General features: G+C 64.5%; 20 protein-coding genes. 11 read left to right on the top strand and 9 right to left on the bottom strand.

What is annotated here, in order from left to right; translation table 11 throughout:
- Positions 1 to 133: 133 nt before the first annotated feature.
- From P5704_003140 to P5704_003100, 9 genes are all read left to right on the top strand, one after another.
- Complete coding sequence (locus P5704_003140; GenBank protein WOF79512.1) at positions 134 to 589, top strand: ATPase; 456 nt, start codon at positions 134 to 136, stop codon at positions 587 to 589.
- A 72-nt stretch (positions 590 to 661) separates the two neighbouring features.
- Positions 662 to 1,099: a YqaA family protein gene (locus P5704_003135; protein WOF79511.1), complete on the top strand. Its 438-nt coding sequence runs from the start codon at positions 662 to 664 to the stop codon at positions 1,097 to 1,099.
- Between the two features lie 74 nt (positions 1,100 to 1,173).
- Positions 1,174 to 2,241 (top strand): AraC family transcriptional regulator, encoded by a 1,068-nt coding sequence (locus P5704_003130; GenBank protein ID WOF79510.1) that lies wholly within the window; start codon positions 1,174 to 1,176, stop codon positions 2,239 to 2,241.
- Between the two features lie 176 nt (positions 2,242 to 2,417).
- Positions 2,418 to 3,185, top strand: coding sequence for an SDR family NAD(P)-dependent oxidoreductase (locus P5704_003125; protein ID WOF79509.1), 768 nt, complete (start codon positions 2,418 to 2,420; stop codon positions 3,183 to 3,185).
- A gap of 11 nt (positions 3,186 to 3,196) precedes the next feature.
- A complete protein-coding gene (locus P5704_003120; protein WOF79508.1) occupies positions 3,197 to 4,381 on the top strand; it encodes an acetyl-CoA C-acyltransferase in 1,185 nt (394 codons plus the stop codon).
- Positions 4,382 to 4,391: 10 nt separating this feature from the next.
- Positions 4,392 to 5,531, top strand: a complete 1,140-nt coding sequence (locus tag P5704_003115; GenBank protein WOF79507.1) for an acyl-CoA dehydrogenase — start codon at positions 4,392 to 4,394, stop codon at positions 5,529 to 5,531.
- Between the two features lie 136 nt (positions 5,532 to 5,667).
- Entirely contained in the window at positions 5,668 to 7,287 is a 1,620-nt protein-coding gene (locus P5704_003110) for a long-chain fatty acid--CoA ligase (GenBank protein WOF81156.1), read from the top strand.
- 70 nt (positions 7,288 to 7,357) lie between these two features.
- The gene (locus tag P5704_003105; protein ID WOF79506.1) at positions 7,358 to 8,440 is read left to right on the top strand and encodes a CaiB/BaiF CoA-transferase family protein; all 1,083 of its coding nucleotides are present in this window, start codon (positions 7,358 to 7,360) and stop codon (positions 8,438 to 8,440) included.
- 318 nt (positions 8,441 to 8,758) lie between these two features.
- Positions 8,759 to 8,977: a hypothetical protein gene (locus P5704_003100; protein ID WOF79505.1), complete on the top strand. Its 219-nt coding sequence runs from the start codon at positions 8,759 to 8,761 to the stop codon at positions 8,975 to 8,977.
- 1,396 nt (positions 8,978 to 10,373) lie between these two features.
- Here P5704_003100 and P5704_003095 read toward each other — a convergent pair.
- The 5 genes from P5704_003095 to P5704_003075 are packed head-to-tail and all read right to left on the bottom strand — an operon-like array spanning position 10,374 to position 15,920.
- Complete coding sequence (locus P5704_003095; GenBank protein ID WOF79504.1) at positions 10,374 to 11,525, bottom strand: acyl-CoA dehydrogenase family protein; 1,152 nt, start codon at positions 11,523 to 11,525, stop codon at positions 10,374 to 10,376.
- A gap of 38 nt (positions 11,526 to 11,563) precedes the next feature.
- Entirely contained in the window at positions 11,564 to 12,658 is a 1,095-nt protein-coding gene (locus tag P5704_003090; protein ID WOF79503.1) for an enoyl-CoA hydratase/isomerase family protein, read from the bottom strand.
- A 2-nt stretch (positions 12,659 to 12,660) separates the two neighbouring features.
- Positions 12,661 to 13,551 (bottom strand): 3-hydroxyisobutyrate dehydrogenase, encoded by an 891-nt coding sequence (gene mmsB, locus P5704_003085; GenBank protein ID WOF79502.1) that lies wholly within the window; start codon positions 13,549 to 13,551, stop codon positions 12,661 to 12,663.
- A gap of 36 nt (positions 13,552 to 13,587) precedes the next feature.
- A complete protein-coding gene (locus tag P5704_003080) occupies positions 13,588 to 14,361 on the bottom strand; it encodes an enoyl-CoA hydratase (protein WOF79501.1) in 774 nt (257 codons plus the stop codon).
- A 47-nt stretch (positions 14,362 to 14,408) separates the two neighbouring features.
- On the bottom strand, positions 14,409 to 15,920 hold the full coding sequence (locus P5704_003075) for a CoA-acylating methylmalonate-semialdehyde dehydrogenase (protein ID WOF79500.1): 1,512 nt from the start codon (positions 15,918 to 15,920) through the stop codon (positions 14,409 to 14,411).
- 156 nt (positions 15,921 to 16,076) lie between these two features.
- Between P5704_003075 and P5704_003070 the strand changes: the two genes are divergently transcribed.
- Entirely contained in the window at positions 16,077 to 16,967 is an 891-nt protein-coding gene (locus P5704_003070; protein WOF79499.1) for a LysR family transcriptional regulator, read from the top strand.
- 120 nt (positions 16,968 to 17,087) lie between these two features.
- On the opposite strand, the gene P5704_003065 is transcribed toward P5704_003070, so the two are convergent.
- From P5704_003065 to P5704_003050, 4 genes are all read right to left on the bottom strand, one after another.
- Positions 17,088 to 17,441 (bottom strand): DUF2892 domain-containing protein, encoded by a 354-nt coding sequence (locus P5704_003065; GenBank protein ID WOF79498.1) that lies wholly within the window; start codon positions 17,439 to 17,441, stop codon positions 17,088 to 17,090.
- Positions 17,442 to 17,507: 66 nt separating this feature from the next.
- Positions 17,508 to 20,033: an alpha-glucan family phosphorylase gene (gene glgP, locus P5704_003060; protein ID WOF79497.1), complete on the bottom strand. Its 2,526-nt coding sequence runs from the start codon at positions 20,031 to 20,033 to the stop codon at positions 17,508 to 17,510.
- 75 nt (positions 20,034 to 20,108) lie between these two features.
- Positions 20,109 to 21,206 (bottom strand): endonuclease/exonuclease/phosphatase family protein, encoded by a 1,098-nt coding sequence (locus tag P5704_003055; protein WOF79496.1) that lies wholly within the window; start codon positions 21,204 to 21,206, stop codon positions 20,109 to 20,111.
- 184 nt (positions 21,207 to 21,390) lie between these two features.
- Positions 21,391 to 24,510, bottom strand: a complete 3,120-nt coding sequence (locus P5704_003050) for a transglycosylase domain-containing protein (protein ID WOF79495.1) — start codon at positions 24,508 to 24,510, stop codon at positions 21,391 to 21,393.
- Between the two features lie 193 nt (positions 24,511 to 24,703).
- Between P5704_003050 and P5704_003045 the strand changes: the two genes are divergently transcribed.
- Positions 24,704 to 25,507, top strand: coding sequence for an AraC family transcriptional regulator (locus P5704_003045; GenBank protein ID WOF79494.1), 804 nt, complete (start codon positions 24,704 to 24,706; stop codon positions 25,505 to 25,507).
- The last annotated feature ends 13 nt before the right edge of the window (positions 25,508 to 25,520 follow it).

Here is a 25,520-nt window from a genome sequence, read left to right as displayed (position 1 = left end):
CACGCGGTATGGCCCGGCAGGTGAGCTAGTCTTGAAGCTGAATACCGGAAACGTACGCGGGAAATGACGGACTCGTGCGTCGGCAGGCATGTCGACGCGGTATCTATGCCTGCCACCCAGCGGAGATTTGGCGATGAAGATCGAGCGATTCGAAGACCTGGTCGACTGGACACGCGACACCCACGCCATGCTGGCGCGCTGCATGGCGCGCTGTTCCGACAAACATGACGAGACCCGCGCCAAATGGCTGCTCGTGTACATAGCCGATCACGAGCGTACACTGGCCGAGACGGTCGACAAGATCGAGAAGCATGCGGACCCGAAAGCGCTGCATACCTGGATCTACGACTACCTGACACGCAACCCGGTACTGCGCAACCAGGCCTGCAAGGCCTACGACACCATGACCGTGGAAGAGATCTCGCTGGATATCTTCACCATCCACAATCAGGTCATCGATCTGTATCGATCATTGGCACGCCGTGCCGAAATCGACGGCGCGCGCAACCTGGCTGAAGATCTGTTGCGCCTCGAGGAACACGAGACCATGCGCCTGGCGCGGCAGGTGAGCCGGATTCACGAGATGTAAGCGCAGGCGTGGGCGGGTCGTTTCGAGCATACTGCCGCACCAGTCAGGATGCTGCTGCTCACGGGACGGTGGATGTTCGAGTTTTCCGGCTATCTTGGCCTTTTTCTCGCAGCCTTCGGGGCTGCCACGCTGTTGCCCATGCAGTCCGAAGCGGTGCTTGCCGGTCTTCTGCTTTCGGAGCGTTACACGGTCTGGGCGCTGGTCGCCGTGGCCAGCCTGGGCAATGTGCTGGGCTCGCTGGTGAACTGGCTGCTCGGACGTTACGTCGAGCATTTCCGCGACAAACGCTGGTTTCCGGTCAACGAGCGGCAACTGGCCAAGGCGCAGCACAGTTATCACCGCTACGGCCGCTGGACTCTGCTGCTCAGCTGGGTGCCGATCATCGGTGATCCGCTGACCCTGGTCGCCGGCGTGATGCGTGAGCCGCTATGGAGCTTTCTGCTTATCGTCACGTTGGCGAAGACCGCGCGTTACCTGATGGTGATGGGGCTGACGCTCGGCTGGATGTGACGCAAGGGCTGACAGCGCGAGCATGCCTGGCTGATCATGGCGGCCATCGACTACCGGGCAGGAAACCAAGCCGAATGATCAGCGTGGCGCAAACGACAGCAGCCGAGGCCGCCGTCGCGGCGATAGTCCGCCGTGACAGCATCAGCGTCCACCTGGTGGCCGAGGCGCTGCTGGGTTTCGTGCAGCCCGGGCGAACCGCCGAGCAACTGCTGGATGAGATCGGCCTCGACCCCACCTGCCTGCAAGATCCCGACGGCCGCATGGACGTGCGCGACTACTCGCAACTTTGGCTGCGCCTGGCACGGCGCTTCGACGACGAATTCTTCGGCATGGACCCGCGCCGGCTGCGCTGGGGCAGCTTCGTCTTTCTCAGCCGCAGCTGCATCCAACAGCCGACACTGGAAAAGGCGCTGATTCACGCACTGAGCTTTCTTGGCCTGGGCCTGGAAAATCTGCGTGGCAAGCTGATCCGCAGCCAGAGCCTGGCCGAAGTGGTGCTGCGCGAACGCCACCCCAAGCCGGAGCGCGCCTTCTGCTACTTCACCTTCTGGATGCTCCTGCACGGCCTGGCCTGCTGGCTGGTTGGGCGGCGTATTCCGCTGCTGGCGGTCGAGCTGCGCGGTGCCGAGCCGGACTACACCGACGATTATCGCGTGATGTTCTCGGACAACCTGCGTTTCGGCCGGCCGTCGACGCGCATCATCTTCGCCGCCGAAGTGCTCGACCTGCCGATCCGTCGTAGCGAAGCGGAATTGCAGGCCTTTCTCGCCGAGGCGCCAGCCAACATCCTGGTGCGCTATCGCGACCACTCCAGCCTGGCCAGCCGCATCAAACAGCATCTGCGCAGCCTGCCCGCCGATCGCTGGCCGGACAGCGAGACGCTGGCACAGACCCTATGCATCTCGGCGTCGACCCTGCGCCGACGTCTGGCGGAAGCGGGGCAGCCCTACCAGGCGATCAAGGACGGCTTGCGACAGGAGATGGCCACCGAGTGGCTCGCCGATGCTGCCATCAGCTACGGCGAGATCGCCGAGCGACTGGGGTTTGCCGATGTCAGCTCGTTCTACAAGGCGTTCCGCAAGTGGACGGGTATCAATCCCGGGCACTACCGCAATCTGATTCTGGCGCCGGCGCGGCGCTGATTCTCAGCCTTACAGCGTCAGTCCGCTGGCAGACATCGAGGCGTTCGCGTGATCGCGTTTCGCCATTGACCAAAACGGTCAGGCAGGTTGAGAACATCGACCATTGCCGCACCCGTGTGGCTGTCCAAAGATAACCCCGGCTTCGCACCGAATAACAACAAGCACGGGAGAGAGCCATGCAGATTCGCGACAAGGTATTCCTCATTACGGGTGGCGCTTCCGGCCTCGGCGCTGCGGCGGCGCAGGCGCTGGTAGAGGCGGGCGGCAAGGTCGTACTCGCCGATCTGGATGAGGCCGCGGCCAACGACACGGCCAAGGCGTTGGGGCCCAACGCCTTGGGTGTCGTCGCTGACATTCGTGATGAACAGGCCGCGCGTCATGCCGTCGCCACCGCCCGCGAACGTTTCGGCGCCCTGCACGGGCTGGTCAACTGCGCCGGCGTCGCCGGTGGCGAAAAGGTACTGGGCCGCAACGGGCCGCATAGCCTCGACGGCTTCAGCCGTATCGTCGGCATCAATCTGATCGGCAGCTTCAACATGCTGCGCCTGGCCGCCGAGGCGATGGCCGAGAACGTGCCTGACGAAGGCGGCGAGCGCGGCGCGATCATCAATACCGCATCGATTGCCGCCTTCGACGGGCAGATCGGCCAGGCGGCCTATGCCGCCTCCAAGGGCGGGGTGGTCAGCATGACATTGCCGGTCGCGCGCGAGCTGGCGCGCTTCGGCATTCGCGTGATGACCATCGCCCCCGGCGTGTTCGAGACGCCGATGATGGCCGGCATGACCCAGGAAATCCGTGCCTCGCTGGCCGCCGGCGTGCCGTTTCCGCCACGTCTGGGCCACCCGGCCGAGTACGCCGCGCTGGTGCGGCACATCTTCGAGAACAGCATGCTCAATGGCGAGGTGATCCGTCTCGACGGTGCCTTGCGCATGGCCGCCAAATGAAGGACGCAGAGATGAAAGATGATCCGATCGTAATCGTCAGCAGCGCACGCACGCCCATGGGCGGCTTTCAGGGCGACCTGCAGGGCATGACCGCCTGGCAACTCGGCGCTGCCGCCATCCGTGCCACCGTGGAACGCAGCGGCCTGCCGGCCGAGAACGTGCAGGACGTGCTGATGGGCTGCGTGTTGCCCGCCGGCCAGGGCCAGGCACCGGCACGGCAGGCGGCTTTGAGCGCCGGGCTGACCCGCGCCACCACCTGTACCACGGTCAACAAGATGTGCGGCTCGGGTATGCAGACGGTGATCATGGCCCACGACCAGCTGCTTGCCGGCAGTGCCGACATCGTTGTCGCCGGCGGCATGGAAAGCATGTCCAACGCGCCGTACCTGCTCGACCGCGCCCGTGGTGGCTATCGCATGGGTCATGGGCGGGTGCTCGACCACATGTTCCTCGACGGTCTGGAAGACTCGTTCGACAGAGGTCGGCTGATGGGCACCTTTGCCGAAGAATGCGCCGACGCTTTCGGTTTCAGCCGCGAGGAACAGGATGGTTACGCGTTGGAATCACTGCGCCGCGCCCAGGTTGCGATCAACGAAGGGCGTTTCGCCGAGGAGATCGTCACGCTGGAAGTCACCCAGGGCAAACAGCAGCGGCAGGTCCGCAACGACGAGCAGCCACCCAAGGCGATGCCGGAAAAGATCCCCAGTCTGAAACCGGCGTTCCGCGACGGCGGCACTGTGACCGCGGCCAATTCCAGCTCGATTTCCGACGGTGCCGCCGCGCTGCTGCTGATGCGCCGCTCCGAGGCCGAGCGCTGGGGCCTGCAGCCGCAGGCGGTGATCCATGGCCACGCGGCCTACGCCGATGCGCCGAATCTGTTCACCACTGCGCCGATCGGGGCGATCCGCAAGCTGATGGAGCGCACCGGCTGGACCACCGAAGAGGTGGATCTGTTCGAGATCAACGAAGCCTTCGCGGTCGTCGCCATGGCCAGCATGCGCGAGCTGGGCCTGGACCACGCCAAGGTCAACGTCAACGGCGGCGCCTGCGCACTTGGCCACCCCATCGGTGCGTCGGGCGCACGGATTCTGGTGACGTTGCTTTCGGCCCTGCGTGCCCGCGGGCTGCGCCGTGGCGTTGCGGCGATCTGCATCGGCGGCGGCGAAGCCACGGCAATGGCCGTCGAACTGATCTGAGGAGGCATCCATGCTGCCCAATGAAGATCAAAACGCGATTGCCGAGATGGCGCGCCAGTTCGCTCAGGAACGGCTGAAGCCTTTCGCCGAACAGTGGAGTCGCGAGCATCGCTATCCCGCCGAGGCGATTGGCGAGATGGCCTCGCTCGGCTTCTTCGGCATGCTGGTGCCGGAGCAGTGGGGCGGCAGCGACACTGGCTACCTGGCCTACGCCATGGCGCTGGAGGAGATCGCCGCCGGTGACGGCGCCTGCTCGACCATCATGAGCGTGCACAACTCGGTGGGTTGCGTGCCGATCCTGCGTTTCGGCAACGACCAGCAGAAGCGCGATTTCCTCGGCCCGTTGGCACGCGGCGAGCAGATCGGCGCCTTCGCCCTCACCGAGCCGCAGGCCGGCTCCGATGCCAGCAGCCTGCGCACCCGTGCCCGACGCGACGGTGATCATTACGTGCTCAACGGTGCCAAGCAGTTCATCACGTCGGGCAAGCATGCCGGTACGGTGATCGTCTTTGCGGTGACCGACCCGGACGCCGGCAAGCGCAGCATCAGTGGCTTTATCGTGCCCACCGACAGCCCGGGCTATCAGGTGCTGCGGGTCGAGGACAAGCTCGGCCAGCATGCCTCGGATACCTGCCAGATCGCCTTCGAAGACCTGCGCGTGCCGGTGGCCAACCGGTTGGGCGAGGAGGGCGAGGGCTACCGGATCGCCCTGGCCAACCTGGAAGGCGGACGCATCGGCATCGCCGCCCAAGCGGTGGGCATGGCCCGCGCCGCCTTCGAGGCGGCGCGTGATTATGCCCGCGACCGCGAAACCTTCGGCAAGCCGATCATCGAGCACCAGGCCGTGGCCTTTCGCCTGGCCGACATGGCGACGCAGATCGCCGTGGCGCGGCAGATGGTGCATCACGCGGCCGCGCTGCGCGAAGCCGGCCGTCCGGCGCTAGTTGAAGCGTCGATGGCCAAGCTGTTCGCCTCGGAGATGGCGGAGAAGGTCTGTTCGGCAGCAATCCAGACCCTTGGCGGCTACGGTTATCTGGCCGACTTCCCGGTGGAGCGCATCTACCGCGACGTGCGGGTCTGCCAGATCTACGAAGGCACCAGCGATATCCAGCGCTTGGTCATCGCGCGCAACCTCGGAGGGCCGGACTGACCGAAAACCCGCTGCGCCTGCGTGCCTGCGGCGCATCGATACGTGATTTCAAGTGGTGCCGGTAGAACGCCGTTTCCTCGACCGGCACTTGCACAATAAAAACAAGATAGAGGTAGGAAACATGCAACCAGGATTGATGCAGAACGCCCCGCTGTTGATCAGCAGCATCGTCACCCACGCCGCGCGTGCTCATGGTGATCGCGAGATCGTCTCGCGGCTGGTCGACGAACCCCTCTGGCGTTACGACTATGCCGGTCTTGCCGCGCGCTCGGCGCAGGCCGCGACGATGCTGCGCGCGCTGGGTATCGGGCCGGGTGACTGCGTGTCATCGCTGGCCTGGAACACCCATCGTCATTACGAGCTGTTCTTCGCCGTGCCTGGCATCGGCGCCGTGTTGCACACGGCCAACCCGCGGCTGTCGGACGAACAGATCGTCTACACCATCAACCACGCCGGCAGTCAGGTGTTGCTGTTCGACAGCAGCTTTGCCGAGTGCGTCGCTCGGCTGCGGCCACGGCTGGGCAATATTCGCCATTTCATCGAACTGGCCGCGCAGCCGAAGGCGGACCTTGTCGACGTGCAAGGCTACGAAGCGCTGATCGCGGATGCGCAGCCCGTGGACTGGCCGCAATTCGACGAGAACGCCGGCGCGGTGCTTTGCTACACCTCCGGCACCACGGGCGACCCCAAGGGCGTGCTCTACAGCCATCGCTCGGTGGTGCTGCATGCGATGGCCGCCGGGCTGTCCGGCGCGTTCGGTCTGTCCGCCTTCGATTGCATCATGCCGTGCTCGTCGCTCTATCACGGCACCGCCTGGGGCATTCCGTTCGCCGCGGCGATCAATGGCTGCAAGTTCGTGCTGCCCTGCGACAAGATGGACGGCGCGAGCCTGCAGGAGCTGATCAAGACCGAGGGCGTGACCCTGTCCGGCGGCGTGCCGACCATCTGGACCATGTACCTCGCCCATCTGGAGCGTAGCGGTGAAGATTCCGGCAGCCTGGCGCGCCTGGTGATCGGCGGTTCCGCCGTGCCGCGGGCCATGGCCGAGACCTTCCAGACCAAGTACGGCGTCGCGGTCTGCCAGCTGTGGGGCATGACCGAAACCAGCCCGCTGGGTGTGGTGGCGACGCCGACGCCGAAGCTGGCCGAACGCGGCCAGCAAGCGACCAACGACACCATCTGGACCCGCCAGGGCCGCCTGCAATTCGGTATCGAACTCAAGATCGTCGACGAGGAGGGGCGTGAGTTGCCCTGCGACGGCGTCAGTTCCGGCAGCCTCAAGGTGCGCGGCCCGTGGACGGTGGAGCGCTATTACCGCAGCGACGTCAGCGCACTGGACGAAGACGGCTGGTTCGACACCGGTGACATCGCCACGTTGGATGCCGATGGCTTCATGCGCATCACCGACCGCAGCAAGGATGTGATCAAGTCCGGCGGCGAGTGGGTCAGCTCCATCGATATCGAAAACGTCGCGGCGGCCTGCCCCGGGGTGAAGGTGGCGGCGGTGGTCGGCGTGTTCCATCCCAAATGGGAGGAGCGTCCGGTACTGGTGATCGAGCCGCATGCCGATGCCGAGGTCACCGTGGAGAAAATCCTCGCCCATCTGGAGCCGAACATCGTCAAGTGGTGGATGCCGGATGCGGTGATCTTCGACGCGGTGCCGCTGACCGCCACCGGCAAGATCGACAAGAAGGTGCTGCGCGAGCGCTATCGCAGCCATCTGGTCGAGAACCAGCCCAGCGCGGTCAACCAGTAACTGTTCAGCAGGAACGTCCCGTGCCGTCGGCGCGGGGCGTGCTCGTGCGCGCGGATCAGGAGAAATACAGATGAGCGAAGGTATCGATGCTCGCCAAGGCCCGCTACAGGGCCTGCGCGTGCTGGAGTTTGCCGGGATTGGACCGGGCCCGCACTGCGCAATGTTGCTGGCGGATATGGGCGCCGAGGTGCTGCGTATCGAGCGCGAGGGCGGCAACGGCTGGCCCAACCCGGTGGTCGATCGTGGCCGCAAACTGGCTACGCTGGATATCCGCAGCGACGCCGGTCGGGAGCGCTGTCTTGAACTGGCGCAGACGGCCGACGTACTGATCGAAGGCTTTCGTCCGGGCGTCATGGAGCGGTTGGGGCTGGGCCCGGATGAACTGCTGCAGCGCAATCCCCGGCTGATCTACGGGCGCATGACCGGTTGGGGCCAGAGCGGCCCGCTGGCGAAGGCCGCCGGGCACGACATCAACTACATCGCCTTGACCGGCGCGCTGGCGGCAATCCGCGGCGAGAGCGGGACGGCGATACCGCCGTTGAACCTGGTCGGTGATTTCGGTGGCGGCTCGCTCTACCTCGCCGTCGGCATCCTCGCCGCGTTATGGGAGCGCGAACGTTCGGGGCAGGGGCAGGTGATCGATGCGGCGATCGTCGATGGCGTGTCGTCGCTGATGACCTTCTTCGCCGGCTTGCTGCCGAGCGGGCGGATCGACATGCAGCGCGAACGCAATCCGCTGGCTGGCGCTGCGCCGAATTACCGTTGCTATCGCTGCGCGGATGGACGCGAGATTGCAATCGGTCCGCTGGAGCCACAGTTCTGGCGGGAATTACTCGAGCGCATCGATGCGCCGGAAGCGCTCTGGGCAGGTTGCGCCGATCCAGCTGACTGGCCCGCACAGGCCGAGCGACTGGAGCGCCTGTTCGCCGCGCACACCCAGGTCGAGTGGTGTGCCTTGCTCGAGGGTAGCGACGCCTGCTTCGCGCCCGTGCTTGAACTGGAAGAAGCGGCGCAGCATCCGCATCTGCGCCAGCGTGGCGTTTATCAGGAAATAGAGGGTGTGGTGCAGGCAGCACCGGCTCCACGTTTTTCCCGCACGCCAGGCAAGGCGAGGCGGACGTTACGTTGCGGTGCGGAGGCGGGGTGGGACTGAGCTACGCGGCTGGACGGTAAGCACTGTGACGACGCAGGCAGGCTCGCCGCGCGAGTATTGAAGTCGACGACTTTCATGCTGCGAAAAAAGCGCGTCCATTATTGGGCAAACAGTCAGGAAATTCATTCCTGAATATATAACGCTTATATCGCAACACTGTTCAAAGTAATCATCCGGGGCTGACCAAAGTAGTGTGCAGTGCCCGTAAGGCGCGACCTAGACGTGCCGCACGTCGGTTTAGGTTTGCGAGTTTGCACCAGCTGACTACTATGAAAACGGAGGCTGCTTATTACAACAAAAAACGGGGAGTACACCGTCATGATTAATGATGCCGAACAACAAGTAGTTGCACTTGAAATGTGCCGTTTCCTGGCCCACTGCGTCGCTGCGATCGTTGTCGTGGGGATGCTATTCGTGGCCCTCGTCGGATCCTGGCACGCTGCCCTCAGTGTTGGTGTCGTCCCATTGCTCGCCATCATGGCCTGCGATTACCTAGCCAGACGCAAGGAAACTGCTGTGCAGACAGCAGACGCCTGATACGACACAGGCGCTAACCAGCCGAAGAACCTTTTATGCCCATCGAGCGATAGACACCCTGACAGTGAGCCACTGCCGGGGTGTCCTGCATTGTGCAACCGCGAATCGGCTGACACATCCCTTCACCAGGCTATCGCGCCTTACGCGTCCGCCGCGCACAGAGGCGGTTACGGTTACCCAAAGGTGTTACTCCTTTCGTACAGCGTAACGGTCGCTGAGGTGGGCGGTAACGAATCAGGCGCGGATTCTGTGCCTTCTCTGTATGCGAAAATCATAACCTATTGAAAATTAAGGATTTATCAGAGCTGGCACGACGAATGCTTTGTTATTGGCATAACAAGAACAAGAAAACACACCCAATAACAAAAACAACACGTAGCGACTCCGACACAATAAAAACAAGCAGGTGGGAGACGTAGCAAACTGATTCTTTTGGAGAGGAATTGCCCGACAGGTTTCCTGTCGACCGGACCGAGAACAATAAAACTGCCTTGAGGCAGCTCCAGAACCGGTTGAGCCCGCGAGGGTAGTGGCAACATCAGCGACCAAAATAATCCGTTTGTTCTTTATGTCCCGAATGGGACTGCTATGCGGACGATGTCCGACCGGGCTGCCAACAAAAACAACAAGCCCGTCAGCAGAAGAAGAACAAAGCAAGATCCCTTGAAGGGGGAGCCGCGAGGCTCCCCCTTTTATTTGCATTTCTGGCGGCCACCCTCCGGACGACCGGTGCGCTCGGTAGGTTGGCGTTCGGTAGGTTGGCGTTCGGTAGGTTGGCGTTGAGCGCAGCGAAGCCCAACGAGCGGAGGTCGAACCACCACGTCCGTGGAAATTGAACCACCACAAACGTGTTGGGCTTCGTCGCTGCGCTCCTCAGGCTGCGCGCCCCGCCCCAACCTACGCGCTTCGGCCCAACCACGCCCCCCAAGGCCGGTGGTACCCACGTGGCTCGCCCTATACGCGATGCACAATGGGACGCGGTAGGTTGGCGTTGAGCGCAGCGAAGCCCAACAGGGACGGGTATATGAACGTGTTGGGCTTCGTCGCTGCGCTCCTCAGGCTGCGCGCCCCGCCCCAACCTACGTGCTGCGCGCCCCGATCCAACCTACGCGCTTCGGCCCAACCACGCCCCAAGGCCGGTGGTACCCACGCGGCTCGCCCTATACGCGATGCACAATGGGGCGCCCGGTAGGTTGGTGTTGAGCGCAGCGAAGCCCAACGAGCGGAGGTCGAACCACCACGTCCGTGGAAATTGAACCACCACAAACGTGTTGGGCTTCGTCGCTGCACTCCTCGACCCAACCTACGTGCCCCGACCCAACCCACGCATCTCAACCCAACCTACGTGCCCCGACCCAATCCACGCATCTCAACCCAACCTACGCTCGCTTCTCGGCTACAGTGCGTAGTTCGCCAGCTCGCGCGCGATCAGCAGGCGCTGGATCTCGCTGGAGCCCTCGTAAATCTGCGTGATACGCGCATCGCGGTAGTAGCGCTCTACCGGATAATCCTCGAGATAGCCGTAGCCGCCGTGAATCTGCACCGCCTGCGAGCAGACTTTCTCGGCCATTTCCGAGGCGAACAGCTTGGCCTGGGAGGCTTCGGACAGGCAGGGCAGGCCGGCGCTCTTCAGCCGCGCGGCATGCAGGATCAGCAGGCGCGCGGCGTTCAGCTGGGTCTGCATGTCGGCGAGCATGTTGGCGATGCTCTGGTGCTCGGCGATCGGCTTGCCGAACTGCACCCGCTCGCGTGCATAGAGCAGGGCCGCTTCGAAGGCCGCACGGGCGATGCCCAGCGCCTGTGCGCCGATGCCGATACGGCCGCCTTCGAGATTGGACAGCGCAATCGCCAGGCCCTTGCCACGCTCGCCAAGCAGGTTCGCCTCCGGGATTCGGCAGTCGCTGAGCGAGACCGCGCAGGTGTCCGAGGCGCGGATGCCCATCTTGTGCTCGCTGCGTTCCACCGCGAACCCGGGCGTGTCGGTGGGCACCAGAAACGCGGAAAGACCCTTCTTGCCGAGGTCCGGATCGGTCACCGCGAAAACGATGGCCAGCTTCGCCCGCTTGGCATTGCTACAGAACTGCTTGCTGCCGTTGAGTACCCACTGACCGTCCACCAATTCGGCGCGTGTGCGCAGGTTGTGCGCTTCGGAGCCGGCCTGCGGTTCAGTGAGAGCGAAGCAGCCGATGGCACGACCGCTGGCCAGCTCCGCCAGCCACTCGTCCTTCTGCGCCTGCGAGCCGTAGTTCAGCACCGGGCCGCAGCCCACGGAATTGTGGATGCTCATCAGCGCACCGGTGGCGCCGTCGCCGGCGGAGATTTCCTCCACGGCCAGGGCGTAGGCGACGTAGTCGATATAGCTGCCACCCCATTCTTCCGGGACGACCATGCCGAGCAGGCCAAGCTCGCCCATCTGGGCGACCAGGGCGTCATCGATCCAACCGGCCTTTTCCCAGGCCTGTGCATGGGGGGCGATCTCGCGGCGGGCGAAGTCGCGCGCCATGTCGCGGATCATGCGTTGATCTTCGCTGAGTTCGAGGTCATGCATTGCGCGGTCTCTTCTTGTTGTTGTGCTGCAAAAGAGTTTCAGGCCGTGGCGCTGCGGCGTGTCTTGCCGGTGGTGGCCTTGAAGCCGTCGAAGAACGCCTGGACGCGCTCCGGCGTGACCTCTGCCAGCGTCGGCGGATTCCAGCGCGGTGACTTGTCCTTGTCGATGATCAACGCGCGCACGCCTTCCATGATGTCGCCCTTGGCGAACCATTGGCGGTCCAGGTGCAGTTCCAAAGCGAAGCAGTCGGCCAGCGGCAGTTCGCGGCCGCGACGCAGCATCTCCAGGGTGACGCACATGGCCAGCGGCGAGCGGCTGTCGAGCACTTTCAGCGTTTCCTCGGCCCAGTCGGCAAACTCCGGGCGCGTCTCGGCGGCCAGCGATGCGCGAATCGCCGCCACGTCGCTTTTGCCGAAATGCTCGTCGATGGCCTGATGCAACGTCTTCAGCTCGGAACCCGGCAGTTTGTTGCTGCCCAGGGTCGCCACCAGGGTGCGCAGCGCCTCCTGCGGATGGACGGACCAGCTCATGCGATCGAGGCAGCGATCCAGCTCGGCGATCTGGTCGTGGCTGACGCACCAGTCCGCCAGGCCGACATGCAGCGCATCGGCGGCGCGGATCTGCAAACCGGTGACGCCCATGTAGGTACCCAGCTCACCCGGCAGGCGCGAGAGGAAATAGCTGCCGCCGACGTCCGGGAAATAGCCTATGGCCACTTCCGGCATGCCCATGCGCACACGCTCGGTGACCACGCGCAGCGACGCGCCCTGGACCAGGCCCATGCCGCCGCCGAGGACGAAGCCATCCATCAGCGCCAGCAGCGGCTTCGGGTAGGCGTGGATGTACTGGTCGAGCGCATATTCCTCCTCGAAGAAGATTTCGTGTTCGCTGTCGCCGCGCTGGAAACTGTCGTACAGCGAACGGATATCGCCACCGGCGCAGAAGGCCTTCTCGCCATTGGCGCGCAGCACCACCGCATGAATCTGCGGATCGGCTGCCCAGGCGCTGAGCTGCTGTTGCAGCAGGCGGACCATTTCCAGGGTCACGGCGTTCAGTCCTGCCGGGCGATTGAGGGTGAGGTGGCCGACGTGGTTGCGTACGGCGGCCAGCACGGGGCGTTCGGTTGCAGTCATGGTCAGGTGTCCTTGCGGTACTGATTGATGATCGCCGAGAAGTCCAGGCCGCCATGGCCCTGGGCACTGAAACTCTGGTAGAGCTGCTGGGCGAGGGCGCCGAGGATCACCGGCTGGCGCACCTGCTTGGCGGCCTCGGTGGCCAGGCCCAGGTCCTTGAGCATCAGGTCGCTGCCGAAGCCGCCGCTGTAGCCGCGCGAGGCCGGTACGTTGTCCAGCACGCCGGGGAAGGGGTTGTAAGTGTCCGAACTCCAGCAGCGGCCGCTGGAAGTGTTGATCACGCCAGCCAGGGTCTTGGCATCCATGCCCAGCGCGACGCCCAGCGCCATCGCCTCGGCGACGCCGATCATGGAGATGCCCAAGAGCATATTGTTGGCGACCTTGGCCACCTGGCCGTTGCCGGCCGCACCGCAGTGCACGATGTTCTTGCCCATCGCCGCGAGGATCGGTTGTGCACGGTCGAAGTCCGAGTCGCTGCCACCGACCATGAAGGTCAGGGTGCCGGCCGCGGCGCCGCCGGTGCCGCCGGATACCGGTGCATCGAGCATCGGGTTGCCATGCTCGGCGGCGGCCTTGGCCACTTCGCGGGCGCTGTGCGGGTCGATGGTCGAACAGTCGATCAGCATCACGCCGGCGCGGCTAGTGGCGATCAGGCCGTTCTCGCCCAGGTACACGCTCTTCACATGGGCGGCGGCCGGAAGCATGGTGATGATCAGCTCGGCATTGCCCTGGGCGATAGCGGTCGGGGAGTCGACCGGCAGCGCGCCGGCGCCGACCAGGTTTTCCACGGCCGCGGCGTTGAGGTCGAAGACACTGAGCTGATGGCCTGCCTTGAGCAGGTTGTGGGCCATGGGTGCGCCCATGTTGCCCAGGCCGATGAATCCGATATGCATGGCGTGTTTCCTCTTGTTGTTATGGCCAGACGCGGCTCAGCGATTGGTGAACTCAGGCTTGCGCTTCTCGCTGAACGCGGCCATGCCTTCCTTCTGGTCGGCGGTCGCGAACACCGCATGGAACACGCGGCGCTCGAAGCGGATGCCTTCTGCCAGCGTGGTCTCGAAGGCGCGGTTGACGCTTTCCTTGATCATCATGGTGGCCGGCAGGGATTTCTCGGCGATCACCCGGGCGGCTGTGAGGGTTTCCTCCAGCAGGCTTTCGGCCGGGAATACGCGCGCGACGAGGCCGGCGCGCTCGGCTTCGGCGGCGTCCATCTGGCGACCGGTCAGGCACATGTCCATCGCCTTGGCCTTGCCCACTGCGCGGGTCAGGCGTTGGGTGCCGCCAATGCCCGGCAGCACGCCAAGGTTGACTTCCGGCTGGCCGAAACGCGCGTTGTCGGCGGCGAAGATCATGTCGCACAGCAGTGCCAGCTCGCAGCCGCCGCCCAGGGCGTAGCCGGCTACCGCGGCGATCAGCGGTTTGCGGCGCGTGGCGATGCGGTCGGCTTCGGCAAAGAGGTCATCGAGATAGACCTGCGGGTAGGAGAGCTCGGCCATTTCCTTGATGTCGGCGCCGGCGGCGAAGGCCTTGGCCGAGCCGGTGAGCACGATGCAGCCGATCTGCGGATCGGCCTCGAGCTGGCCCAGGGCCTGGTTCAGTTCGCTGATCAGCTGGGCGTTGAGCGCATTGAGCGCCTGCGGTCGGTTGAGGGTGATCAGCGCAACGCGTTCTTTGATTTCTACGAGCAGGGTTTCGAATGTCATTTCAGCATCCTGTAGGGCCGGCGCGTCCGCCGGCCCGGTGGGTGATGTCACTTCAGATTGATGGTGGTGTTGACCGGGCCGCCGACCTCGTTTTCATCGAACCAGCGCTCGGTGATGGTCTTGGTCTGGGTGTAGAACTGCACCACCTGCTTGCCGTACGGGCCGAGGTCGCCGAGCTTGGAAGCGCGTGAGCCGGTGAATGAGAACATCGGTACCGGCACCGGGATCGGTACGTTGATGCCGACCTGACCCACGTCGATCTCTTCCTGGAAGTGCCGTGCCGCGGCGCCGGAGCGGGTGAAGATGGCGGTGCCGTTGCCGTTCGGGTTGGCGTTGATCAGCGCGATGGCTTCGTCCATGGTCGCCGCCGTCATGACACAGAGGACCGGGCCGAAGATTTCTTCCTGATAGATGCTCATCTCGCGGGTAACGCCGGAGAAGATCGTCGGGCCGACGAAGTTGCCCTTTTCGTAGCCGTTGACGCTCGGGTTGCGGCCGTCCAGCTCCAGCTTGGCGCCTTCGCGCACGCCGCGTTCGATCAGGCCGCTGACGCGATCCAGCGCCGCGCAGGAAACCAGTGGACCGACATCGGTGCCGGCCTCGACGCCGGCGTTGACCTTGAGCGTCTGCGCCTTGGCGACCAGATCGGGAATCCAGGCCTGCGCTTCGCCCACCAGTACCACCACCGACAGCGCCATGCAGCGCTGGCCGGCCGCACCGAAGGCGGCACCGGCGAGGTTGTTGAGGGTCTGCTCCTTGTGCGCATCGGGCAGCACGATGGCGTGGTTCTTCGCACCCATCATGCACTGCACGCGCTTGCCGGCCTGGCTGGCGCGGTTGTAGACGTGGGTACCGACCCTGGTCGAGCCAACGAAGGACACCGCCTTGATATCCGGGTGGTCGCAGATCGCGTTCACCACGTCCGGCCCGCCGTGCACCACGTTGAGCACACCCGGCGGCACGCCGGCTTCCAGCGCCAGTTCGCACAGGCGCATGGTGACCATCGGGTCCTGCTCGGATGGCTTGAGGACGAAGGTATTGCCGGTGGCGATGGCCATGGGGAACATCCACAGCGGGATCATCGCCGGGAAGTTGAACGGGGTGATGCCGGCGCAGACGCCCAGCGGCTGCAGCAGGGTATAGGTATCGACGCCGGCGGCGACGTTGTTGGCCAGCTCGCCGAGCTGCAGGTTGCCGATGCCAGCGGCGTGCTCGACCACTTCCAGGCCGCGGAACACGTCGCCCTCGGCATCGGCCAGGGTCTTGCCCTGTTCGGCGGTGAGGATCGCCGCCAGCTCCTTCATGTTTTCGCGAATCAGCTGCTGGTACTTGAGGAAGATGCGCGCCCGCGCGCCGATTGGCGTCTTGCGCCAGGTCTTGAAGGCTTTCTGGCCGCTGGCGACGGCGCGGTCGATTTCCTCGGCGGTCGCAAACGGCACGCGCGCCAGGACTTCCTGGGTCGCCGGGTTGACGACATCGCGCCAGTCCTGGGTGGTCGATTCGATAAATTCACCGTCGATCAGCAATTTGACGGTAGGAATGGAGCTGGACGTTGTCATAAGGCTCTCCGCCTGAGAAGGCACTGTTGTTGTTATGGCTCGCGGACGGCTGCGACCAGTTGCACTGAATGTAGCAATGCAAAAAACCACATTACAATGCGATCGACTGCAGAGTCGTTCTGCATAAATGCACAGGGGCTGATGGAGGCTTCAACCATGGACTGGGACAATCTGCGCTATTTCCTCGAGGTCGCCCGAGCGGGGCGGCTGACGACCGCGGCGCGCCGGCTCGCGGTCGACCACACAACTGTGTCCCGTCGTTTGCAGGCGCTGGAAAAAAGCATGGGCCTGCAGCTTTTCCTGCGCGAGCCGGGTGGCTACAAGCTCACCGAAGCCGGGCGCAATCTGCTACCGCGAGTGGAAGCGATGGAAAGCGCCAGCGCAGCCATCGAACACTCGTTACCGAGCATGGGCGACGGCCTTTCCGGGCAGGTGCGCATCGGCGCCACCGAGGGCTACGGCACGGTGATGCTGGCCGGTCAGCTAGCCGGCCTGAGCCGGCGCTACCCGCACCTGAACATCGACCTGCTGGCCCTGCCGCGCGCGGTGCGCCTGTCGCGCCACGAGGCGGATATCGTCATCACCCTGGAGCGCCCGGAACGCGGGCCGTTCATCATCACCCGGCTCACCGACTACGTGCTGCGGTTGTATGCGTCGCCGGCGTATCTGGACGAACACTCACCGATCCGCAGCCGCGAGGATCTGGCTGCGCATCGCTTCGTCAGCTATGTCGACGATCTGCTGTTCAGCAAGGAGTTGCTGTTTCTCGACGGTATCGCCGATGTCCGCTCGGTCGGCCTGCGCAGCACCAGTCTGTTGGCGCAGCAGGAGGCGGTGGCGATGGGCGCGGGGATCGCGATCCTGCCGGCGTTTTCCGCCGATGCCGACCCACGGCTGCGCTTGCTGCTGCCCGACGAGATCAGCTTCACCCGTACCTTCTGGATGCTGATGCCGATCGAATTCAAGGATCTGGCGCGCATGCGCACGACCTGGGATTACCTGAAGGAAATGGCGCAGCAGAATCAGGACCGTTTGCTGGGTCAGTAGTCGCTTGTTGAGCTGTTCAGAGGATCAAAACGGCGCCGCAAGAGCGCCGAGAGTTTTATGCTTCAACTGTTTTTGGCGACTGTGCGCAGGCGGCACATCATCGAAGCGCCGCCCGGTCGATCAGACGCGCGGCGTGGTGCGGCTTTCGTTGCCCATGGGGGTGGAGTCCGGCATCTGTACGCTGGTATCGGTGAAGTCCGAACTGTGCACTTCGGAATCCATCGGCATGTGGCTGTAGCGCTGGCTCGGCAACGCTGGCTTGCTTTCCATCTCGGCGAGCATGCGCTTGGCCTCGCAACGACCGCTGATACCACGGGCCAGCGCCATGCCGCCCATGGCCAGCTCGGCGATCCCGATCAACCCGCCACGGCGCAGACCCTTGCCCATCATCACCAGGCCGCCGGCCAGCGACGCGGCGCGCTCCCAGCCGTGGACGTTCTGTGGGGCGGTTTTGTCGAACATTTGCTTGATCATGTCGCGGATCCTCTATGAACGGGTGGTTTATAGATGACTGCGGGGTGCGGGTAGCGTTCCGGCTGTTCATCGCTGCCAGAGGATGAGCGGCAGCTCCAGCGGCACGGCCAGCCCCAGCTCGGGGCTGGGGACGACGCGTGCGGTGTAGTCGGCTGCAGCGCGTTGGGTGCTCAGCTCGATTCGGAAGGTGGCGTAGGCGCCATCGTGGTGCTGGAGTTTCAATGTGTGGATGGATGCCGGTTCGTCCCCCTGCGATTCGGCGAACAGCTGCACGGCTATCTGATCCGGTTCGATTCGGCCGAGGTGCAGGCGAGCCTCGATGTGCTGCGCATCGCCCTCGCGCCGCCACTCAAGCTGTTCGAAGGCCAGTTCGTGCCAGTAACTGCGCAGGCTGGTGATTCGGCGCGACATCTCGCTGGCCAGCGCAGAACCATCCGCACAGCGCTGCCGGTAGCGGCCGGACAGCGGCAGGTAATAGCGCTCGGTGTATTCACGCACCGTCCGGTCGGCGGAAAAGCGTTCCACCAGAGCACTCATGCTGCGGCGCATGCGTTTCACCCAGGCGGTGGGGATGTCCTGCTGGTCGCGCTGGTAGAAGCAGGGCACGACTTGCTCTTCGAGTAGCCGATACAGCTGTTCGGCGTCCGCGGCATCGTGTTCGGGTTCGTGCTCCAGGCCGTCGCCGACCGCCCAGCCGAGGTCGGCGGCATAGGCTTCGGCCCACCAGCCGTCGAGCTGTGAAAGATTCAGCCCGCCGTTCGCCAGGACCTTCATGCCGCTGGTGCCACTGGCTTCCCACGGGCGGCGGGGAGTATTCAGCCAGACATCCACGCCCTGCACCATGTGCCGGGCAATACGCATGTCGTAGTCCTCGAGAAATACCACGTGGCCGGCAATATCGGGGCGCGCGGCGAACTGCTGCCATTCGCTGAGCAGCGCCTGGCCGGCGCGATCGGCGGGGTGCGCCTTGCCGGCAACCAGCAGCTGCACCGGGTAATCGCGATGGGTGAGGAGGCGCGCCAGCCGCTCCGGGTCCTGCAGCAGCAGGTTGGGGCGCTTGTAGGCGGCGAAGCGCCGGGCAAAACCCAGCGTCAGCCGTTGCGGATGCAGGCGCGAGCCGGCGAACTCGATCTCCGCAGGCGAGGCGCCGTGCACCGCGAGGCTGCGGGCCAGGTGGCTGCGTACAAAGCTGAGCAGTTCGCCACGGGCATGCTGGCGGATCTGCCACAGCCAGCGGTCATCGACCTGGGCCAGCAGGTCGTCCACGGAAGCCTGGTCGGTGCCGCGCCAGGGGATCTCATCGCCATGCAGCTCATACCAGTGCGCTTCGGCGTCCGGCGATACCCAGGTCGGCTGGTGGATGCCATTGGTGACATGACCGACCGGCACCGACTCGAGCGGCCATCGCGGATAAAGCTCGCGGAAGATGTAGCGGCTGGTGCGGCCATGCAGCTGGCTGACGGCGTTGACCGCCCCGGCCCCGCGCGTTGCCAGGTAGGCCATGTTGAATGGCTCGTGTGGGTCGTGCACATGCTTGCGTCCCATGGCCAGCAGCGCCTGCAGCGGGATGCCCAGTTCGTACTCGGCATAGCGCTCCAGGTATTTGCTCAGCAGCTCCGGCGGAAAGCGGTCGAAGCCGGCTTCGACGGGCGTATGGGTCGTGAACAGATTGCCCGCGCGGGTTGCGTGGAGCGCCACTTCGAAGGACACGCGCTCCCTGGCCATGTAACTGCGGGCGCGTTCCAGGACGGCGAAGGCGGCGTGGCCGTCGTTCAGGTGAAGCACATCGGCCTGCAGCCCGGCGGCTTCGAGCAGCCGCCAGCCGCCGATGCCCAGCACGAGCTCTTGGCGCAGACGCATTTCGTTGTCTCCGCCGTAGAGTTCGCTGGTGATCAGTCGCGCGATGGGCGGGTTGGCAGGGTCGTTGGTGTCCAGCAGTAGCAGGCGGTGGCGGCCGACCCTGGCCTGCCAGCCGCGCAGCCAGATCTGCACGCCGGGCAGCTGGATCGCGAAACGCAATGTTGTTCCGCTGGCGTCGAGCAGCGGCTCGATGGGCATCTGCCGGGTGTCATTGACCGGGTAGAGCGCCTGCTGGCGACCATCCGGGCCGATGCTCTGGCGAAAATAGCCGTGCTGCCAGAGCATGCCTACTGCGGTTATCGGCACGCCGAGGTCGTTGGCGGCCTTGAGCTGGTCGCCGGCGACATTGCCGAGCCCGCCGGAGTAGATCGGCAGCGCCTCGCTGAGCATGTACTCCATGGAGAAATAGGCGACTCGCGCGAGTTGTTCGCTGTAACTCTGGTCACCGTGACTTTGACTGGCGAACCAGGTCGCCCGCTCCAGGCGTGCCTGCTGAGCTTGGACGATGCCCTCCACCAGACGATGGCATTCAGCGCGCTGCAGCAGTGCTTCCAACTTCTGCAGCGGCACCGTGCTGAGCACCAGGCTGGGATTGCGCGTGAGCTGCCACAGGTCGTTATCGATCAGCTGCCACAGGTCATCGTTCTGGCTGGTCCAGCGGATGGACTGGTCAAAGGCGAGCTGGCGCAGGGTTTCCGGGGTGATGGCGGGGCGTTCGGATGCAGGCGTCATGCAGGCTCTCTCGTCTGAACTGGGCGCGCGGTATTTTCCAGCATAGGCCTATCGCCGCGGCTGATGGCCAGCGGCTCAGCGTCGCGGGCCGGCCGCAGGTTGCGGTACCTCGCCCGGGGTGACGGGCTCCTTGTCGATGGTTTCCTCGACCTGCTGCTCGTCGTCGCGATCGGCTTCAAGGCCATGCTGCTCTTCAGTGTGCTTGGGGTCGTACTGCAACTCGATGAACACCGGGAAATGGTCGGAGCCAATATCAGGCAGCCGCAGCAGGCGGATGAAGCGGAAATGCGCGCTGTGGAAGAAGTGATCAAGCGGCCAGCGCAGAAACCAGTGATGGGCATGGAAGGTGTTGTACATGCCGCGGCCGACCCGTGAATCGAGCAGTCCGCTGATCTTGCGGAACAGGCGCGTGGTGGGCGACCAGGCGACATCGTTGAGGTCGCCGCTGACGATGATCGGGTCATCGCTGTCCTGGATGCTCCTGGCGACCACCAGCAGCTCCGCGTCGCGCTCGGTGGATTCCTCGTTCTCGGTCGGGCTGGGCGGTGCCGGATGCAGAAAGTGCATGCGCACCGCGAGCTCGTCGCTGACACGCACCCGGGCATGCATGGAGGGCACGTCGTCCTCCACCAGAAAGCACAGCTCCGGCTCTTCCAGCGGCAGACGTGAAAACACATGCATGCCGTAGAGGTTGTCCAGTGGGCAGCGGATGCTGTGCGGGTATTGCTCGGCGAGTTGCTCGAGCTGCGTTTCCCACCATTGGTCCGATTCGAGGGTCACCAGCACGTCGGGGCTGTACTCGCGAACCAGCGCCAGCAGCCGATCGGACTGCCGATTCGGCCCCAGCACATTGGATGACATCACCCGGATGCGCGGCCCTGCAGCATCTGTCTCCGCCCTGCGCACCTCGTTGCGCCAGGGGCGTGTGTAGGGCACGACCCATGCGAGCTGGTAGATCAGACACGCGCCGGCCAGGGCGGAGATCAGGTAATGCCAGGGCTGGCTGTAGTCGAGCAGCATGCCTTGAGCGACGAGCAGGGCGACCAGCAGCGCGCCGAGCTGCAGGCGCGGAAACTCCCATACGCGCACCCACCAGGCGCGATGCCTCCACAGCGGCAGGAGTGTGACGAGCACAAAGAGTCCCGTAGTGAGCAGCAGTATCCCTTCGATCATGACGTTTCCCGTTATGGCCGATCAGTTCGGCAATCAGGTGTGCACTCCAGATTGGTTCCAGGACCGGGGTATTCGACAGGCAATCAGGCGAAGCGTCGCAAACGAATTTGGATTACGTCCAGTTTTTGCCGGTGCGTGCGCCGAAATCGGCGCCGGGAAGGGCACCGATGCGGGCGTTTGGGGATCACTTTTCGGCCGAAAGCATGCCGCTGGTCAGTGCCGGCAGGTTTTCCGGTCGGCACAGCGTGTTCTGGCCTTGCAGGTAGGGTTGCAGGAGGGGCGCCATGCCCTTGAGTGTCTGCACGGGCAGCGCCGAGGTAAAACGGAAGCTGTCGGCGGCGCGCCCAGGCACATAGGCTGTCAGCGTGCCGAAGTGGTTGGGCCCGAGATAGAAGACGAAGGTGGCTGTGCGGTTCAGCGCCAGCGAGCTGATCAGCCGGCCGCCAGCGCCGACGCTCTGGATGCGGTTGTCACCGGTGCCGGTCTTGCCGCCCATTCGCAAAGCGCTGCCGTCCTGCTGCACGAAACTGCCTTGCAAACGCCGCGCAGTACCGCCTTCGACCACATTGGCTAGCGCATCCTGCAGCGCCCTGGAGACCTCGACCGGCATCACCCGCTTGCCGGTCCCGGCGACCAGGTCCATGCGGGTTTCATAGGGCGTGCCCTGGGCGAAGTGCAGGTTGTCGATGCGCACGCTGGGCAGGCGGACACCATCGTTGAGGATGATGCCCATCAGATCGGCCAGCGCAGCCGGCCGATCACCCGAGCTGCCCAGCGCGGTCGCCAGTGACGGCACAAGGTTGTCGAACGGATAGCCCAGCCGCTGCCAGCGGCGATGAATGTCGGTGAAGGCCTCGACCTCCAGCATGATGCGAATCCGGCTGTCGCGCGCGCTCTTGTGCCGGCTGCGAAACAGCCAGCCGTAGACTTCCTGGCGCTGCGCGCGGCTGTCGGCAACCACTTCGGAGAGCGTCGCCTGCGGGTGGGCGATCAGGTAGCCCAGCAGCCAGAGGTCCAGCGGGTGCGTGCGGGCGATGTAGGCCTGATCGGGCAGGCTGTAGGCGCCCGGGCCATAGCGGGTGTAGAGCGCATCCAGCTTCTTGTCGTTGAGATCGGAGTCCGGCAGATGCTGCTTGAGAAAACTGTCGAACATTGGCCGCTCGGCATCCGGCATCAGGTAGCGGTGCACGGCCGCCAGGCGCACGGGTGTCGGCCGCATGCCCTGCAGGAAGGTCTCGATGCGCTGCTCGGCGCTCTTGTTGCGGTACTTCTTCCAGAAACGTTGCAGGAACACCGAGCCCTCGCGATCGGCGAAGCGGGTCAGGTATTCCTGGCGGCGCGGGTCCTTGTCGTCACCCAGCAGTTTGGCACTGTTGATGGTTTCGTAGGTGCTGTAACTCACCAGATCACGCATCAGCCGTACGAAGGGCAGATTGATCGATTCGCGCAGCGATTCGCGTACGGTGGGGATGCGCCCGTCGTCTTCACGGCGGAAGTTGCCGAAGCGGTGCATGCCGGCGCCAGTGAAGAAGCGTTCGGCGGGGCTGGCCGAGTAGCGCCGATCCAGCGCGGCGTCGAGCATGCGCTCCAGGCTGCGGTCGCTGTGTGTGGCCAGGTAATCGATGGCCCAGCGGCTTAGATTGGCCTTGGTGTCGATCTTGCGTAGCTCGCTTGGGGTGAGATCCGAGTAGCGCTGGTGCAGCTCGGCGATAACCTCAAGATAGGTGGTCAGCACGCGCAGCTTGGCGGTTGAACCCAGCTCCAGCTTGCTGCCCTCGTTGATGTCGAACGGCTGGTTGGTGTTGTCGGTCTGCACCCGCACCTGGAAGCCTTCCTCGCCGCGCTCGAACAGCGTGAAGCTGTAACGCACGGCGGCGGTCTTCTCCGGGGACAGCATGCGATCACCAAACAGCCCGACCGATTCGGCGAAAGCGGGATCGGCCAGGCGCACCAGGTACTCGCTGATCTGTGCCTGCAGATCACCCTGCAGCGGCGTGCTGGCGGTGAGGTCCAGGCGATCCAGGTCATACAGGGGCAAGCCGAGCAGTCCTGCCAGGCGCATGCGCGCGACGGTGATGCCCTTGGTGGCGTCCACCTGCCGGATCGCCGAATCGCGACTCGGGCTTTGCCCGAGGACGCGCTGGCCCAGCGCTGCGTCGCGCAGGCCGGCATTGATGATGCCGCCGTTGGCCAGCAGGCGGATGTGACTGTCGGTCAGCGTTGCCATTTCCTCGCGCCCGGCACCCAGGTAGTACGACGGACGCCGCTGTGCGATCAGCAGCGACAGCACCTGACGCAGCGCCAGACCGCGCGCCTGCGCATCGACTTCGTCGGCGCTGCGTGGGTCGAGCAGGCGATTGACCTCACGGAAGTCGGCGCCGAACCACAGTCGCAAGCCATCGGCGATGCCATGCACTTCACCGTGTCCGGGCGCCGCCGAGAGCGGCACGCTGTTGAGGTAGTCGCGCACGATGCGCTGACGGGTGGCCAGGGTTTGCGGGCCCTCGCGATAGGTACGCACGCTGGCGGAGATCATCTGCCGGATCTTTTCCTGCGGATCGCCGGTGCGGCCTTCGGGCGAATGCCGGTACTTCTCGACCTGGGTGGCCAGGGTGCTGCCGCCGGCGGCCTGGCCGCCGAGACCCAGGCGCTTCTCCAGTTGACTGATCGCCGCCTTGGTGAAGCGCGGCCAGTCCACCGCCGGGTTGGCGTGGGGACGGCTGGTGTCCAGCAGGCCGCGGTCCTCGATGAACAGCAGGCTCATGACCACCAGCGGCGGGATGTCCTCGAAGCGCTCGTAATACTGGCGTGGATAGCTGTTGGTGTAGAGCGGCACGCCGCGGCAGTCGTTGATGGTCAGCCCGGCCTGGGAATCCTCGGGGTAGGGCGGAAAGAAGCCGCGGTTGGTGTAATCCAGCAATGCCCGCGAGAAGCGCGCCTGCTCTTCGATCCTGAAGTTGCGCTGCGACAGTTGCTCGATGAAGCGCGGTAGATCGACGTAGCCCAGGCGGCGATCGAACGGACCGTTCTCGGGGAACTGAATGCGCGGGCTCGGCCCGGGTTTGACCACGTAATCCAGATCGGCCGCATAGCGGCTTAACCAGTGCGATTGCCAACGGGCGCTGTCCAGCTCCTGCCAGCCGAGATAGCCGCCGCCAGCCAGCAGCGAAACGCCGACGAGCAGCGCCAGTCGGCGTGCCGCCTTGCGGCGGCCTTTGCCTGATGTGCGGGATGATTTGGGGGAAGGGGCGCGCTTGTTACGCCCATCCTGGGATGACTTGTCGGACCGCCATACTGCGCCCATGTGTGCCTGGCTTCCTAGCAGTGCTCTTCGGCAAGCATAGTTCGCCCGATCGGCTTAAGCGATGGCGGTTTGACGAACGGAGCGGCTCAAGCGCGAGCCTTGAAGCCAGGGTATCGGGTGCCTGGAGAACTTGCCCGCCGTAGCTGTGGATCGCTACTGTGGGTACGACGGCGTTTGGGGCTTGGGAATAGCAATGAAGGGCAATAAGGACTGGATACGGCGCCCTGATGAACCAGGTCCCCTTGAACGGCTTGAGGCCTACTTCAGTGGCTACGGTTTCGCGCCCCATAGGCATGACACTTATGCGATTGGTTGTACGCTCGCCGGCGTGCACCGTTTCAACTACCGTAAGAGCGCCCGCTACAGTCTGCCCGGGAATACCTTCGTGGTGCATCCCGACGAGTTGCACGACGGTGAGGCGGGGAGCGAGGTGGGCTTCCGGTACCGGATAATCTATGTCCAGCCAGCGATGCTGCAGGGGCCGCTCGGTGGGCAGCCACTGCCTTTCATCAGTGACGGGATATCCCGTGATCCCCGCTTACGGCGTGTCGTCTGGGCGCTATTGTCTTGCCTGGACAACCCGATAGAAGAATTGGAGCAGCAGGATGCGCTGTTTGACCTGGCTCAGGTCATGTCCGTCGTAGCCGGGGTAAGAGTCAGTCGCCGACGAGCCGACTTTCGTGCCGCCGAACTGGCTCGGGAATATATGCACCATCATCTGGATCAAGCTCTCGGCCTTGACGAACTCGAGCGAGTTTCCGGCCGGGATCGCTGGAACCTGTCGCGGGATTTTCGTGCCCTGTATGGCACCAGCCCGTACCGCTACCTGACGTTACGTCGGCTCGATCATGTTCGGCGGCTGCTTGCGAACGGGATCTCAGTGGCTGACGCCGCACTCGTTTCGGGATTTAGCGACCAGAGCCACATGAGTCGCCACTTCAAACAAGCCTATGGCCTTACCCCAGCGCACTGGGCGCGGCTGATGCGGCTGAGCTGAAGTCAGCGCGCAG

Origin of the sequence: Pseudomonas sp. FeN3W (assembly GCA_030263805.2) — a bacterium.
GTDB classification, from domain to species: Bacteria; Pseudomonadota; Gammaproteobacteria; order Pseudomonadales; family Pseudomonadaceae; genus Stutzerimonas; species Stutzerimonas stutzeri_G.
Note: the sequence above shows the minus strand (reverse complement) of the source record. Positions and strands in the feature narration are given on the sequence as shown.